12 protein-coding genes and 1 other RNA gene are annotated in these 14,905 nt (G+C 55.0%); 6 read left to right on the plus strand and 7 right to left on the minus strand.

The features are described from left to right. Positions 1–199: hypothetical protein (locus tag Pla52o_RS26545; RefSeq protein ID WP_197168908.1), on the plus strand; the 199-nt coding region annotated here is incomplete at its 5' end. A 316-nt stretch (positions 200–515) separates the two neighbouring features. Here Pla52o_RS26545 and Pla52o_RS00185 read toward each other — a convergent pair. Continuing rightward, complete coding sequence (locus tag Pla52o_RS00185; protein ID WP_146592591.1) at positions 516–1,361, minus strand: sugar phosphate isomerase/epimerase family protein; 846 nt, start codon at positions 1,359–1,361, stop codon at positions 516–518. 449 nt (positions 1,362–1,810) lie between these two features. On the opposite strand from Pla52o_RS00185, the gene Pla52o_RS00190 reads away from it, so the two are divergent. After that, positions 1,811–2,407, plus strand: a complete 597-nt coding sequence (locus tag Pla52o_RS00190; protein ID WP_197168909.1) for a DUF2141 domain-containing protein — start codon at positions 1,811–1,813, stop codon at positions 2,405–2,407. Positions 2,408–2,425: 18 nt separating this feature from the next. On the opposite strand, the gene Pla52o_RS00195 is transcribed toward Pla52o_RS00190, so the two are convergent. Both Pla52o_RS00195 and Pla52o_RS26550 read right to left on the minus strand, forming a co-directional pair. Further along, positions 2,426–3,553 (minus strand): EF-hand domain-containing protein, encoded by a 1,128-nt coding sequence (locus Pla52o_RS00195; RefSeq protein WP_146592593.1) that lies wholly within the window; start codon positions 3,551–3,553, stop codon positions 2,426–2,428. A 278-nt stretch (positions 3,554–3,831) separates the two neighbouring features. Continuing rightward, on the minus strand, positions 3,832–4,578 hold the full coding sequence (locus tag Pla52o_RS26550; protein WP_197168910.1) for a hypothetical protein: 747 nt from the start codon (positions 4,576–4,578) through the stop codon (positions 3,832–3,834). 253 nt (positions 4,579–4,831) lie between these two features. Between Pla52o_RS26550 and Pla52o_RS00205 the strand changes: the two genes are divergently transcribed. From Pla52o_RS00205 to rfbB, 3 genes are all read left to right on the plus strand, one after another. Further along, positions 4,832–6,109: a prolipoprotein diacylglyceryl transferase gene (locus Pla52o_RS00205; protein ID WP_146592595.1), complete on the plus strand. Its 1,278-nt coding sequence runs from the start codon at positions 4,832–4,834 to the stop codon at positions 6,107–6,109. A 15-nt stretch (positions 6,110–6,124) separates the two neighbouring features. After that, entirely contained in the window at positions 6,125–6,859 is a 735-nt protein-coding gene (locus Pla52o_RS00210; RefSeq protein ID WP_146592596.1) for a methyltransferase domain-containing protein, read from the plus strand. Between the two features lie 253 nt (positions 6,860–7,112). Continuing rightward, entirely contained in the window at positions 7,113–8,171 is a 1,059-nt protein-coding gene (gene rfbB / locus Pla52o_RS00215; RefSeq protein WP_146592597.1) for a dTDP-glucose 4,6-dehydratase, read from the plus strand. Positions 8,172–8,319: 148 nt separating this feature from the next. Here rfbB and rnpB read toward each other — a convergent pair. Continuing rightward, positions 8,320–8,754: RNase P RNA component class A (gene rnpB, locus Pla52o_RS00220), an RNA gene on the minus strand. A gap of 239 nt (positions 8,755–8,993) precedes the next feature. On the opposite strand from rnpB, the gene Pla52o_RS00225 reads away from it, so the two are divergent. Continuing rightward, on the plus strand, positions 8,994–10,376 hold the full coding sequence (locus tag Pla52o_RS00225; protein WP_231611983.1) for a MerR family transcriptional regulator: 1,383 nt from the start codon (positions 8,994–8,996) through the stop codon (positions 10,374–10,376). Between the two features lie 26 nt (positions 10,377–10,402). Here the strand turns inward: Pla52o_RS00225 and Pla52o_RS00230 are convergent, their stop codons facing one another. The 3 genes from Pla52o_RS00230 to argS form a co-directional block, all read right to left on the minus strand. Then, complete coding sequence (locus tag Pla52o_RS00230) at positions 10,403–11,905, minus strand: serine/threonine-protein kinase (protein ID WP_146592598.1); 1,503 nt, start codon at positions 11,903–11,905, stop codon at positions 10,403–10,405. A 246-nt stretch (positions 11,906–12,151) separates the two neighbouring features. Continuing rightward, positions 12,152–12,523: a hypothetical protein gene (locus tag Pla52o_RS00235; protein ID WP_146592599.1), complete on the minus strand. Its 372-nt coding sequence runs from the start codon at positions 12,521–12,523 to the stop codon at positions 12,152–12,154. Between the two features lie 165 nt (positions 12,524–12,688). Next, positions 12,689–14,668, minus strand: a complete 1,980-nt coding sequence (gene argS, locus Pla52o_RS00240) for an arginine--tRNA ligase (protein WP_146592600.1) — start codon at positions 14,666–14,668, stop codon at positions 12,689–12,691. Positions 14,669–14,905 lie beyond the last annotated feature (237 nt).

The raw sequence follows: 14,905 nt of genomic DNA on the forward strand, positions 1-14,905 counted from the left end.
TCGAGAGAATCGCGAATCCCAACAGATCAATTCCGAAGGCGGCAGCGAATTGCTGCAAATGCTGTTCGATCCAGACTTTGCGATGGTCGAAGTTTTTTCCCGAGTAAGGATCATCCCCCATCAAGAAACATCGCCGGACAGTTCGATTGTGAACGTGAGCGATCGCGATTTCGCCAGGATCGAAGACTTCGCAGCGTGACAAGCGCCCCATCTTGCACCTCGCCAGAGTTGAAGGAACCGTCCAATCTCCGCTAAGAGAATGGTTCCCCTGGCCCTGTCCAAAGTCAACCCCCGAAATGATGCTCTGTCCCTCAGATTCTGTCCCTCAGGTTCTGGTCCCTCAGGTTCGAGGAACGAGTTCCCCGGTGGGTGGCCACCCCCGAGAAAAGTGCTCTGTCCCTTCGCGACAGTCCCTTCGCGACACGTTTGCCGCAACGAAATTCGATTGAATTTCGTTAATTCTAATACATGGCGACAACCCGCGGCCGAAAACCGCGGAGCGTTTGTCGGCTGATTTAGCCTAGCAATTCCGCTTTTAGCGAAGTCAAAAGCTCGATTGCGTGACCGATTTCTTGCTTTTGACGCACTGGATCTTGCGGAATCTCACGCTCAATCGTCAACGGGCCGGTGTAGCCAATTTCCTTGAGCGTTTTCAAATACTCGCGGAAATTCACCGCTCCCTGCCCCAACGGCACCTCGGCTCCCCAAGTCTTGCCAGGCTGATCACTCCAGGTTCCATCTTTACAGTGGATGCTGCGAACGTGCTTGGCGACCTTCTTCAGCGCTTCGATTGGCTCACCGCTACCGTACAGGATCATGTTGGCGGGGTCGAAATTGATTTTCAAGTTTTCACGTTGCACTTGATGAATGAATTCGATCAATCCATCGGCCGTTTCTTGCCCCGTTTCGAGGTGCAGGTATTGTCCGTTTTTGCTGCAATAATCGCACAGTTTTCGCGTCACTTCCACAATCTCGGCATAACCGTCGTCGGAAGGCTCTTCGGGGACAAAACCGAGATGAAGTGCGATGGTGTCACAACCGAGGTTCTTGGCGAAATCGGAGATCTCAAACATCTCTTCGAGTCGGCTTTGTCGCGTTTCTGCGGGGACCAAACCGATCGTTTTTACCACCGTAGGAATGTCCGCGTAGCTCTCGCCCTCAAATCCACCGAACACGGCGGTGCAACGCACGCCAAGCTTCTCCAATTGAGCCTTTAAGGACTCCGCTGTCGCTGCGGTTCGGTTTCCAGGGTGTGGAGCGTGCAACTGGATCGTAGGAACCTTTAGTTCGGAAATGACGTTCCAGCCGACTCCAAGCCCCGCATCGACCGACGCGAACACACCAATAGGCCAAGTTTCCATAATGAAATCTCTGCTGCGAAATAGGACGGTTAATTTTCAACGCACAGCCTAATACTTCGCACCCGGGAAAACAATGAGATGCGTAACCGCGCGCTGATTGAAGCTTGCCGAGATTTCGGGAACACTAAAAGGTTTCGAGGAGGGTTGCGTGCGGTCGACAGCGGCAGTCCGACGAATAATCAGCTAGAACATGCGTGATGGAACGTCGGATTTGTCAATCACCGTCCACATTCTCGCTAGGCAGGACAAAGGGGAGCATTCCGTGGGGTGACGAAGTACCGGTCTCTCCATTGCAAGTCGACCCGAATCCTCGATTTCATAGCCATTTCAACAAAACGAAGACGGACCGCGGCGGTCGAAACATCTCCTTGGACTGCCCCAATGTCCCAAGGGCACCTCATGTGTGCCAATCCACTCCCTTAATCGATTCATCCCCTCGCAGCAAACCAATGCAAGAACTCGACGACGCGAAGCTTGACGATTCTCTTCCTAATTCCCAACCTGAGAGTTTGTGGGCTCAGAATCACGGTAACGTGCTACTTGTCTTTTTAGCCGGATTGATCGTGGCCGGGTCGGGCATGCTGCTGTACCGCCAATCACGGTCTGTCGCTCCCGGCTTTCCGAATGCAAGAAGAATTGCGGAATTGAATTCCTCGGAGATGCGAAATGTTTCAAGCGACATGGTTTTATTCAAAGTAGCAGGAGCCACTGATGACGAAGGCGCAATCGTGCTGGCGATCTACGATTCCGAAGCTTCGTTTGCGGATCTATCCCAAGCGAACTGGAGCCAGGAAATCACAGTCAGCAACGGACAAGCGAGCTGGACGCTCCCCTTTGTCGATTTACCCGAGAAGTTTGCCGTTGTGGCATTCCACGATAAAAACGGCGATCGTGAATTCAATCGCAATACATCGGAACAGGTGGGTTATTCGAGGCTGGAACCGAACGACAACGAGATCATCGAGCCCAATTTTCAGCAGTCGTTAATCTCGCGACCACCGGCAGGAGGCGAGACGATTCAGATTCAATTGCGGACCAATAGCTGATCCGCAACGACTCCTTGGCTATTGCTTGGACCGCGATTGCATCCAAGAAGCGTATTCCAACACGGTCACGCGGCCATCTCGGTTGAGATCTGCTGCGGCGGGACTCATCAACATCGGTGACCACTCCGATGCCGTTAAAGCTTGGTCGCTGTTCTTGTCATAACGCGAGATAATTCGCTCAGCGGTTTTGATTAACTTTTCACTGGGCTGTTCACCCGAAACCTTCGCAAGGGATGCGGTGGACGACGAGGCGGCGGTAGAACCCGAGGAAGCGGTTTCCGCAACCGGACTCATTTGGCTACCAAGCTCAACGGCTTGTCGAGCTTCCGCGCCGGTGATCACCCCATCGCGATTCAAATCCGATTTGAAAAATTCAGCCAGCACCTCATCAGACCATTCCGTTGCGAACTCGGCCATTTCAACTTGGCCATCGCCGTTACGGTCTTTATCGCTGAAGAAACCGGGAGTGCCTTCGGGTAGCGGTCGCGTTGTGGTGGCTCGATACGATTTACGTCCATGATAGAGGTCAACCTCCTTCACTTCTTTCTTGCCATCACGATTGCGATTACGGGCTTCCTCGCGTTTGCGTTCCGCTTCTTGAGTCTCATTGACCTCACGTCGCCGTGCGTAGCGGACCGCCAATTCGTTCACCGAGAGTTGGGCATCGCCATTGCGATCAAAATCGAGCGGGGTTCCACCGAATCGCCCTCGCGACAATTCATCCTTTGATAACTGACCATTGCGATCACGATCGTATCGCCGCAGCGTTTCTTCGGCTTCCTGTTTGTCCTTCTCACTAATTTGAACCGACATCAATTCCGATGCCGCCCCAAACCCCAACAGAGGCACGGGATCAGTTTCGACTCCGAAACCAGGGACGAGAAGTTCAGCGGTCCAGGCTTCAGCGCTACTATCGCCGCCCCGATCGCTGCCACCGCGGCTTCTTCCGCGGTCGTCCCCGTCTCCCCCTTCACGTTGTTCACGCATCTTCTCAAACGCCTTAGCGATCTTGTCGATGGGGATCGGCTTTCCTGGAACGACACTGCTGTCGACTTGCTGGACGCGGCCAAGAATGAATTGGGCAGGCCCCTGTTGCTCCTCCGGATCGAGCACGCCATTTTTGTTTGTATCAAAGCGACCTAGCATCGAACTGGCGTCGAATCCGCCTCGGCCACGACTAAATCCCCCCCGGCCTCCTTCGTCGCCTCCCCGACCACGGTCCCCCCCTCCTCGGCCACGGCCACCGTCATCACCCCCACGGCCGCGGTCAAAGCCGCGCTGGCCTAATGCGGGTGGAGCCAAACAGACACACGCAACCCATAGGATGCAAAATGACGCCGCGAAAGATCGTTTGATGTTCATGCTTGATTTAACCACGCCCGATGGAAAAGGTTCCGTGTCAGGCATTGTAATCGAGCCTGGGTTTACTCGCTGGTTTCGCTCAGTGGGACTTCGCTATAGAGAGCCAACATCCCGCCGATTTCCTCGATCCGTTTCTTGTCTTGCTGGCTCAAACTGGCAATCAATTCGTGTTGCGAGCGGAATCGATCGACCTTAACTCCCCTGCGAATCGTCAACGTCGTTTCTTTGGGAATCTTGCCGTCCGACGCGACGCGTTGACTAAGGGTCATCCGGGCGAAGGGGGGTAAGCCGCGGCGATGGACGAGATTTAGCCTCGAAGCAAGGTCGACGAATTGGCCATAACGAATCGCCATCGCGATATCGGCAGGTGTTTGAACGGTCGTTTCGTAGCGGGCGTCCCCATAGCTAATCCGGTAGCGATCCGACTCCAACTCGGGGGTTGCGAGGATCCCCAGACGCTCTTGTTGTTCGCGGGTTTCAGCCGCCGCACGAGCCTGCGCCGTGATTCGGATCATGTCTTCGGTGTCGATTGTGGTGCGGGTTTTCGCATGGCGATCGAGTAAAATCACTCGTTTTCGATCGGGGTCATAGACGGTGGCGTAGCGGCCTTCGATTTCCGCCAAATCGTAAGTCAAATTCCCCGCAAACAAAATGAGATGTTTTGCAGAGGGGTTTGAACTCCAATTCTCGTAAATTTCCGTCGTGATTCGGAAATCGGCCGTTTGCGCTGACGCGATGGAGGACATGCCCAAAAACATCATCATCACGATCCGAACGGTCGTGTAGCGGCATTGGGGTGGTTGAAGCATTGGAAGCATGACAATCCCGGATACGATAAAGGAAAGATCCTCAGAGTGAGTTGGATTCCAAGGCATCCACCTGGACGCTTTAGCGGCCCAGAGCGTAGAAAAGACGATAGGATCACGTCCAGACCAACTCCGATTCGGCGATTGACGCTTGTTGACGCACCGTTGTGGGGCAACCAACTCCACTCCGGTTGGCGATGACGTGTGAGACATGCCCCCCTTTGTCGACTTGCCCCTTTTGTAGAGACGATCGCAGATGCGCCGTACACTTTTTTTGATTCCTCACGAAATCGCTGGACTGCCAATTTTTGGCTTCGGCTGGGTGCTGATTCTGATGGTCATTGCCCTCCTGTTTCGAGTCGTGCAGGTCAAACGCAGTGGCGGTTCGGTGGGCGGATTCATGGCAACCGAAGGGCTGATGTGGGCTTTATTCGCCGCCGCAGTCGCAATTGTGTTGCCAAGCGTTGAACTTAAAAATGTGGCGGGCGAGCCTGTTGGGATGGCGATCCGAGGTTACGGCGTGATGTTGTTGCTCGGGGTGCTTTCCGCGGTGGGCTTGGCCATGGTTCGCGCCAAGCGACGTGGGATCGATCCCGATGCGATTTTGAATATGGCCCCCTGGGTGTTTATCGGGGGAATCGCCGGGGCTCGGTTATTCTACGTGGTTCAGTATCGCGACCACTTTTTGACCGACTCTCTGGCCGAGACGATCCGCCGCATGTTGACGTTTACCGAAGGGGGACTTGTCGTTTATGGCGCTTTCATATGCGGCTCCTTGGCGGGTGCCTACTACATTTCACGTCATCGCTTGCCGCTGTTAAAACTGGGGGATGCCATCGTTCCTTGTATGTTTCTCGGTTTGTTTTTTGGCCGCATCGGCTGTTTGATGAACGGATGCTGTTACGGCGGCCAATGCGAGAATTACTGGGCCGCGTTACAGTTTCCGCCAGGCAGTCCCGTTTATCAGGACCAGGCGACGCGAGGTGATCTGCTGGGGCTGCGATTTGATCCCACCTCGGGCAACGTCACCCGAATCTCACGTGGAGGACTCGCGGAGCAAGCGGGTATCGAACTGGGCAGCGTCGTTGAGCAAATTCGGATGGACGATGGCTACCAAGAGGCATTCACGAAAAGTCTGCCTCGCGAACAAGCACCGCTGGGCGTGATCGCCATGATCGATGGCAAGATTCACCGTTGGTCCCCCGACCAATTACCTCAACGCGCGATTCCGGTTCAACCGGCCCAATTGATTAGTAGTATCTCGGCAATCGTTTTGTGCCTGCTTCTCTGTGCGGCGTCTTATGTGGTGCGGCGTGACGGATTGGTGATGTTGCTGGGCTTTGCATCCTATGCGGTGCTACGGTTTGTGCTGGAAATCGTTCGCGTCGACGAGCAGGGGCAATTTGGTACCGATTTATCGATCTCTCAATGGGTTAGCATTGCAGTCTTGACCGGCTCACTTGCCGGAATGATTGCGTTGTATCGCCGAACGAACGATGCGGAACAAGCTTCGCTCGGCGAATCGGGTGGATGAAAGTGATGGAGGAACATGACTTTCGATCGAGTACGCAATTCGGTTTGGATCGATGATCCATCGCTAGACGCCGCTGAATATCAGCGAGCGAGAATCAGTATGGCGAGGTGGAATCGTTTTACGGGGATCGCCGATGGGCTCTATCGCCAAATCGCCCGCTACCAAATCGCTCATCGAGGGCGACGCCCGTTGAGGGTGTTGGATGTCTCCACCGGCAATGGAGATCTCGCGGTCCGTTGGGCGGTCCAGGCGGCTCGTCATCGTTGCGATCTTCACATCACCTCCGTCGATCCCAACGCTCACTCCATCGCCGAGCAACAACGTTTGGCGAAACAGTCGCAGGTCGAGGTGCAAAGTGTTCAACTCGATTGCATTGCCTCGCCGCTGCCCTGCGGTTTTGATGTCGTCGTATGCTCGATGCTCATGCACCGCTTGGACGAAGCACAGGCGTTCCGTTTGTTGCAATCGATACAGTTTTCGGCGCAGCAGGCGGTGATCGTCTGTGATTTAAATCGCAGTCGTTTAAATCATGCCTTGGTGAAGTTGGCTTCGCGTCTATGCACCCGTTCGCACGTCTATCGGCACGATGCGGTGGCCGGGATTCAAGCCGCGTTTAGCGAGCAAGAGATTTCTAGAATCGCGCAAAGTGCGCTGGCCCGCCCGATTCAGTTGCGTCCGCTGTTCCCATGCCATTTCCTATTGGTTGCCGACGAAACGGTCGATCCGGTCGTGGCGTCCGCTTTTGCTTGACCGGCTCGTCGTCGCCGCAGTCTGATCGCGATCGCAGAATTGGCTGTCTGACGGTGGTCGCCGCGTTGCGGAGCCGGCAACGCAACGCCCGCTCGCCGCGGTGATGCCGGCAAACGGCCTGATTTACCTCCCCTTTTTCGAACCTCGCGTCACGCCTTTGCTTTCCCTCGAAGCCGCTGGCGATTATGGTTGTCAGTGGTGTTTCTAAGCCGTATCCCGATCGCACTCATCGTACTCTTCCTCGACTTCAATCATGAAAATCCTTGTAACTGGCGGATGTGGTTTTATCGGAACCAATCTCGTTCGTCATCTGTTGGCCGATACCCATCACGACGTCGTTAATTTGGATAAATTGACTTACGCCGGGAATCCCCACTCCCTCGCCGATGTCGCGAATTCGCCACGCTATTCGTTCGTCCAAGCCGATTTGGCAGACCCCGTCGTGGTGGGTGAGGTGATGGAGTGTGTCGAGCCCGATGCGGTCATGCACTTGGCTGCGGAATCGCACGTGGACCGTTCGATCGATGGGCCCTCGGAATTCATCCAAACCAACGTCGTGGGCACCTTCAATCTGCTCGATTCCAGCCTGAGGCTTTTCAACCGTTTGTCACCCGAGCGGCGTGACGCGTTTCGCTTCCTGCACGTCTCCACAGATGAGGTCTATGGTTCGCTTGGCGATACCGGATTGTTTACCGAGACAACTCGCTACGATCCTCACTCGCCTTATTCGGCGACCAAGGCGGCTTCCGATCACTTGGCTCGCGCTTGGAAGTCGACCTATGGGTTACCGGTTCTCGTTACGAATTGCTCGAATAACTACGGTCCTTATCATTTTCCGGAGAAGCTGATTCCGTTGATGATTATCAAGTGCTTGAATGAGCAACCTCTGCCCGTTTACGGCGAAGGGTTGAACGTGCGTGATTGGTTGTACGTGGAGGATCATGCGCGTGCCTTGGTGACCGTGCTGACTCGAGGAACTCCTGGCGAAACCTACAATATCGGTGGTAACAGCGAACGACGAAACATTGATCTCGTGCATGCCATTGTCGGAATTCTCGATGCCATCCGGCCGCGGGCAAATGGAACCAGCTACGCCGAGCTGATCACCCATGTCGAAGATCGCCCGGGGCATGACTTTCGCTATGCCATCGACTCAAGCAAGATCCAGACTGAATTGGGATGGAAACCGCAACGCACGCTGGAAGAGCGGTTGCGAGAAACCGTCCAGTGGTACTTGGAGCACCAAACATGGTGGCAAGATATTCTGAACGGCAAGTATCAATTGCAGCGGCTTGGTGGCGGCGCAAGTTAGTTGCCCAGCGCTCGCAGCGCGACGTTCCCAAGGCTCTCGAGAACAGGGCCTAGCGGTGGCGGGGCAATTCGCACAGACGCGCGTTCCAGGAAGCGACCGTGCGCGATTCCCAGGTGAACCACGATTCGCATTTCGCCACGAAGAAAGTGCCGTGAGTGGGGTAGTAAGCCGGGTTCTGTGACGCGAGTTGCCTCGCGCCGACGACCATTTATCTGTGCACGACGATTGCTCGTCGCCTCGGTTGCGACCTACCCGAATGTCGATAGCGAAACGGATCGCTTCGCGGGAGTCAGCCCGAAAGCCAATCCCCTGCACTCTGTTTGGTCTAGCTCCGGATGGGGTTTACCAAGCCGATCGAGTCACCTCGACCGCTGGTGCGCTCTTACCGCACCGTTTCACCCTTACCACGCATTGAATTTGAAAGTCCCGAAAGACAATCGCCTGCAACCGTTCGGCGGTCTATTCTCTGCTGCACTTTCCCTAGCCTCGCGGCCGGTCGACGTTATCGACCATCCTATCCTGCGGAGCCCGGACTTTCCTCCAGTTTGCCCGAAGGCACCCCAGCGATCGTCTTGCCCACTCACGGCACTCGCCCAAGATGATAGATCCTGTCAAAGAGAACAAGGTTCGTCTCTAGAGTGTTAGCCCAGTTTGTGGATAATGAAGCGAGAAATGTTCCTGTTCCCTAGCGCGTTTCACCAAGGTGGGGGGCAAGCTACGCTCTGCTAACCTTCGCAGGGTGGGCGACGGATCATCAGAAGTGCTGGGAATCGTGAGTCCTGTTCCCCCCCTCGTTCCCATCCTTTTTCCCCGTACCACAAGATGACACGATTGAACGAGCCAATCGATGCGACCGACTTGGCCAATTCAAGTGATCGACCCGATCCCGACGGGGACACATTGGGGCCCGACGGGGTCTTGTCGGGGCCCGACGGGGTCTTGTCGGGGCCCGACGACCGCGATTCCGAGGGCGGTTATCCCAAGAGTGACGGCGATCACGATCCGCCCGCGGCATTGCTTCGCAACGTCAGCATCGCGTTAGTGGGGCGTTTCGGTAGTATGACGCGTCGAGAAGCAGCAAATCTGCTCCGCTCCTATGGCGCCACGATCGTGGAACAAAAGGCGACCGACGTCGACTGGGTCGTGATCGGCGCCGATCAATCGCCGGTGCTCGAAGCGGAGCTGCTTAGCGAAGCGACGCGGCACGCGATCGCGACGGGAAGTCGTGAAATCGTTTACGAATCGGAACTGTGGCAACGTCTCGGATTAGTTGACTTCGAGCGATCCGCCCAGCGGTTATACACTCCGGCCATGTTAGCCCACTTACTGGGGATCTCCGTCCGCGTCGTCCGGCGTTGGCAACGCCTTGGGCTGATCACGCCGGTCGAAACAATGCACCGCTTGCCGTACTTCGATTTTGCGGAAGTGGCGGTGGCAAAACGGTTGGCGAATTGGATTGCGGAGGGAGAAAGTTCGACCGCGATCGAGCAACGCTTAGCACAATGGGTCGAACTGTTACCGGAGATCCATCGGCCGCTAGAACAACTCTCGATTTTGGTCGAAGGCAAAACGGTATTGCTGCGACATGGCGAGGGGCTCGTCGAACCGGGAGGCCAGTTGCGGTTCGATTTCGATGCGTTCAACGAAACCGAGGTGCCTCTGTCAAGCGATGACATCGGCGCGGGACAAGTCTTGTCGATGGTGCGTGAAGATGACACCTCCTTCCCGCTCAGCGGACGTGCTCAGGACGAGAGGGACGAATTGCTGCAAGCCGCCTACCAAGCCGAGGATGAAGAGGACTTGCAACGAGCGATCGATTTCTATCACGCGATGCTGGCTCGAGACGGCCCTCGCGCGGATATCAATTTTCAAATGGGTGAGTTGTTGTACCGGTTGGGAGAAACGATCGCGTCACGCGAGCGTTATTATAGCGCGATTGAGATTGATCCCGAGTTTGTGGAGGCCCGGGCTAGTCTCGGTGTCGTGTTAGCCGAAACGGGGCAACCGGAACTGGGGGTCGCTTCGTTCCAAGGCGCGCTCGCCATTTTCGAGGACTATTCCGACGTGCACTACCATCTTGCCAAGACGCTTGATCAATTGGAACGAAGTGTCGAAGCGATTCACCACTGGACGCGTTTCCTTGAACTTTTCCCCGACAGTCCCTGGGCTGACGAAGCGCGACAACGACTCGCGCGGGGTGAATAAGAATCTCCCCCGCGTCCGCTTCGCGATCAATACGTCCCCATCGGCCGTCGATTAACGCCGACGAGCAACTGTTTCAACGCTTGACGCAGCTCCCGCACTTTCAGCGGCAAGCCGAGCATCTTGCGATTAGAACCACGCAGTGCTGCTTGGATCAAATGCGTTTGTCGCCGATCGATCAACAGGATACTAGGAATCCCGGCCGTCATTTCGTCTTGGGCAAATTGGTTATAGGCATCGACCGCATCGGCGCCGAGTTCCGATGCACCGAAGATGACACAGTCGGCGGGTTGTTCCTCGGCGTCCGCGAACCGGGCCAACGCACGATTGGGATCTTGGATGATCAAAACCCGATAGCCACGCGCCTTCAAGCGGTCACGAACCGCATTCTGTAATGCTGCTTTCGATTCGACTAGCAACACAACGTAGCCCTCTCCCTCGTTCGAAGGGATCTCGTCATCATCCTGATGCTCGGCCATCGGTTGGTGATAATTGTCCGCGGGAGAGCTCGTCACCCCTCGCTCAATCAACATGATCGCCTTGCGCACATCGGCCTGCATTTCAGCAGCGGATTGATAGCGTTGATTGACATCGAACCGCATCGCTTTCTGGACGATCTGGTTAGCCACACCGGGAACATCAGGAGCGAGTTCGTGGAGTGGTCTGATGTCAATGAATCGATTGACGTTCAAGCGTTGCAAGCGGTCGCGTGTTTCGGACAATGCAGGCTCGCCAGCGAGCATGTGGTACAACATGTTGCCGGCGAAGAACACATCGCTTCGCGGGTCATCTTTGCGAACACCGGAGCCACGCTCCAATGCGGCGTAATCGATCGCGCGAGCATTGGGACAATCAGCAATTTGTTCTGGGTTGTTGCGATCCGCCAATGCTGCCAAGCCAAAGTCAACGAGTTTTGCCTTGCCATCGGTCGAGATCAGTACGTTGGAAAGCTTCAAATCGCGGTGAGAGATCCCCAACGAAGCGGCGTGGGCCAACGCCGACGAAATGTCTTGGATCAGACTGAGCGACAAGTCGGCAGGCAGCTTGCCACGAATGCGAACCAATTCGCGCAACGTTTGCCCCTCGACAAATTCCATCACCAAGAAGGGGTTGCGAACATCCGGAACGACGTCGTAAATGCTGACGATGTTAGGGTGTCGGAGACGCAAACCCATACGGCCTTCACGCAGGAATTGCTCGAGTTCCTTCGGCTCGTCGCGAAATCGTTTGCGCAACACTTTGATGGCGAAGATGTTTCCATCGCGTTCGGCTCGATAAACGCGAGCAAACGTTCCTGCACCAATCAGATACTGGACCTTGTAGTCGCCGTAAAAGTAGCCGCTGCGGTCACCACGTAGCAGTTTTTCCGTCTGCAGCGTCGAAACAATTTCAAAACGCTGCATGGCGTCAATCATCTCCGCCAGCGTGACTTCTCCTGCGCCCACTTCATTGCGGACACGATCGACCGCACGCGGGTCCGCCAAGCCAAGGTCTTTGATACGTTGGACGAACTGATCGGGTGTCAAACTCATACAGATGGTTCAAGAACGAACGTGAAAAGACGACCAAGTGTTGGCAGGCAGAACGCAAAACTAGCATTCTACACCGAACCGAACTCGATTTATAGCAGCGGACGAGAGAATCGCTCCCGCAACAAGGGGGGGGCGTTCCTATTTTGCGGCCACCGCCGTCGCAACAACGCAAAGATTTCGAACCGACGCCCTCAGGGAAAAGTCGCGATCAAAATGGCGGTTAAGTCCCCCCCCCACAATCGCTTGCTAATCGGTGATCGCTTCGAGGGCGTCAAGCGCCGCTCGAGTTTGGGGGATCCCACCGAACTCGCGTGTCACTTCCTTCAAACGGACCAATGACTGGAAGTAAAGCTTTTGTTTCTCGCTGGCGGGCGAACGCGATGGGGTGGCTTCCGATGTCGCTCGAGTTCCCTTTCCCTGCGGTCGCCCCGGCTTGGATACGTTGCCTTTTTTCTTCTTTGAGTTCGAACGAATCGTGCTGATGTATTGAGTGCTAACCTCAATACCCTGCTTCTTCAGTTCGGCACTCACTTGAAGCGGTTTCGCTTTGGGGTGCGAATCGTAATAGTCTCGAATCGCTTTTGCACGATTCACCCTCTTCACTTGTGATTTGGCCATGATGCGAATTCACGGTAATGTGAAGCCTATTTCCAGGTTCTTGAAATGAACTGACAACAGGTAACAGTAAGGTAATTACCCAATCTGTCAATCATTGTTTCCGGCCGACATGAACCGAAAGAGCACGATAGCCCCTTCCCAATGGCTGCAAAATATACCTTAGTGTTACATCCGAGGAACCGTATTGATTCCCAACAAGGATAAAGCCAAGCGAATCACGCGGCCGGTTAATGCTACCAATGCCAAACGCAAGGAGGCGATGGCGTCGCTCTCCGCTTTCAAGACGTGACAATTGTCATTAAACACGGCGTACGCTTTGGCGGTTTCGTACAAGTAATCGACCAAGGCGTTAGGCGCGTAATCTTGGTGGACCGACACTAACGCCTCTTCGAAGCGGAGCAATTTCATTGCCAATGCCCGCTCGGCTGGATGAGTAAAATCGGTCACCTGGGGGTCGATCGATGTCACCTCTTGCTCCCTCTGACCGGCTTTACGCAAAATGCCTTGGGTGCGTGCATAAGCGTATTGGATATAGGCGGATGTATTCCCTTCGAGTGCCACCATTTTGTCCAAGCTGAAGCTGTAGTCGCTGGTGCGATGATGCGAAAGGTCCGCATACTTGATCGCCCCGTGTCCGACGGTTTGCGCGACGTTGGTCAGTTCGGCGTCATCCATCGGTGGGTCAATTTTATCCAGACGTTCGGGGTTGCAAACGACTTCGCGTGCGCGTTGCACCGCATCGTCGAGCAGTCCCTCGAGTCCAATCAAGGTCCCACTACGCGTTTTCAGTGGCTTACCGTTTTCCCCCAACACGGTTCCAAAATTAACGTGAACCATCTTCACGTCTTGCATGCCAATCCGCTTTGCGACGGCAAACAGTTTGTCAAAGTGTTCGCTTTGGCGCGAATCGACGACGTACAGAATCTCGTCGGGTTTAAATTCTTCGAGTCGATATTTCAGCGTCGCGATGTCAGTCGTCGCATACAGATACGCCCCGTCCTTTTTGCGAACGATCATGGGAGCATTGAACTCATCAAGAAAAACGCAGACGGCCCCTTCACTGTCGCGAGCGAGCCCCCGTTTCTCAAGCTCCTCGACAACGCCAGGAAGCAGCGGGTGGTAGAAACTCTCACCCAACGTGTGGTCAAACGTCACGTTCAAGCGTTTGTAGATGCGATTGATCTCGTCTTTGCAATGGGGCAAAAACTGAGTCCACAGCTCGAGATTCTCCGCATCACCTTGATGCAACTTGACGGTCTCTTCGAGAACGGCGTGATCGACATCGGAGTGGTCGTTGGCTTGTGCAAGCAGCGTAGGGTCACTTTCGACTTGCTCAATCTTTTCTGAGAGCGACTGGGCTTGCGATTGAAGTGCTTGCTGTTTCTTTTGGGCCGACGCAAGGCTCTTCTTGGCACTCTTGAGTGTTTTAGGATCGGTGGTCGCATCGACCGTTTGGCGGGCGTTCTCCACTTCGGATTTCGCCTCCGCCAACTGAGCTGGGAGCCCTTCGGCAGCCCGTTTTGCCTTTCGATACTCGATCAATTGATTCACCAATCGATACAGCGAGGCCAGCTCGGGGACCGGGTTTTTCGCAACTTTCTCTGGATCCCCAAAGTGCTTGTAACCATAGATAATGATGCCAAATTGAGTTCCCCAATCGCCCAGATGATTGTCCGTAATCACCTCATGCCCGAGGAATCCGATCGTGCGTGCCAACGCATCGCCGATGACGGTGCTGCGGATGTGCCCGACATGCATCGGCTTGGCAACGTTTGGCGAGGAGAAATCGACAATGACTTTGCGTTTTGGATTGGCAACCGAGACAAGGCATCGCTCATCGACGAGCATCGCACGCAGCTGTTGCAACAGAAACGAAGTCTTCAAACGCAGGTTGATAAAACCGGGTCCGGCGATCTCGGGCGGTTCGCAGCAAGTGTCGACGTCAAGGCGTTCAACAATCTCCGCGGCCAAATCGCGTGGATTCTTGCCAAGCTGTTTTGACAACGGCATCGCACAATTGGCTTGATAATCACCGAAGCTGGGATCATTGGTCGAACGGATCATCGACGCAAACGGAGCCGGATCGTCAACGAGCGTACGAAGGGCGTCGGCAAAGCGAACGCTTAGAAAGTTTGGGAGATGCATCGTGCAAAAATTCCAGCCAAGAAGCGATTAGAGGTTCTAAACCGTTTGATGTTTTCTCGTTTGCTCGCACCGCCAACGGCGGCTCCACGAATTGCCGGGCCTCGAAATTGCGTGGCCGTCAAAAATGTGGGCGAACGAGAGTGGGGGCAACGTTTGTGTGGGGTAACGGTTTTCGTGCAGCGTGCCGAGGTGGGCTTCGCCCCAGCTCTCTTCTCACGCCGGTTCACGAAAAGTACC

Origin of the sequence: Novipirellula galeiformis (assembly GCF_007860095.1) — a bacterium.
Classification (GTDB): Bacteria; Planctomycetota; Planctomycetia; order Pirellulales; family Pirellulaceae; genus Novipirellula; species Novipirellula galeiformis.

What these genes read in the sequence shown, in the direction of transcription:
- Pla52o_RS00185 (WP_146592591.1), bottom strand. Translation starts at nt 1,361, where the DNA reads ATGGAAACTTGGCCTATTGGTGTGTTCGCGTCGGTCGATGCGGGGCTT.
- Pla52o_RS00190 (WP_197168909.1), top strand. Translation starts at nt 1,811, where the DNA reads ATGCAAGAACTCGACGACGCGAAGCTTGACGATTCTCTTCCTAATTCC.
- Pla52o_RS00195 (WP_146592593.1), bottom strand. Translation starts at nt 3,553, where the DNA reads ATGCTAGGTCGCTTTGATACAAACAAAAATGGCGTGCTCGATCCGGAG.
- Pla52o_RS26550 (WP_197168910.1), bottom strand. Translation starts at nt 4,578, where the DNA reads ATGCTTCAACCACCCCAATGCCGCTACACGACCGTTCGGATCGTGATG.
- Pla52o_RS00205 (WP_146592595.1), top strand. Translation starts at nt 4,832, where the DNA reads ATGCGCCGTACACTTTTTTTGATTCCTCACGAAATCGCTGGACTGCCA.
- Pla52o_RS00210 (WP_146592596.1), top strand. Translation starts at nt 6,125, where the DNA reads ATGACTTTCGATCGAGTACGCAATTCGGTTTGGATCGATGATCCATCG.
- rfbB (WP_146592597.1), top strand. Translation starts at nt 7,113, where the DNA reads ATGAAAATCCTTGTAACTGGCGGATGTGGTTTTATCGGAACCAATCTC.
- Pla52o_RS00225 (WP_231611983.1), top strand. Translation starts at nt 8,994, where the DNA reads ATGACACGATTGAACGAGCCAATCGATGCGACCGACTTGGCCAATTCA.
- Pla52o_RS00230 (WP_146592598.1), bottom strand. Translation starts at nt 11,905, where the DNA reads ATGAGTTTGACACCCGATCAGTTCGTCCAACGTATCAAAGACCTTGGC.
- Pla52o_RS00235 (WP_146592599.1), bottom strand. Translation starts at nt 12,523, where the DNA reads ATGGCCAAATCACAAGTGAAGAGGGTGAATCGTGCAAAAGCGATTCGA.
- argS (WP_146592600.1), bottom strand. Translation starts at nt 14,668, where the DNA reads ATGCATCTCCCAAACTTTCTAAGCGTTCGCTTTGCCGACGCCCTTCGT.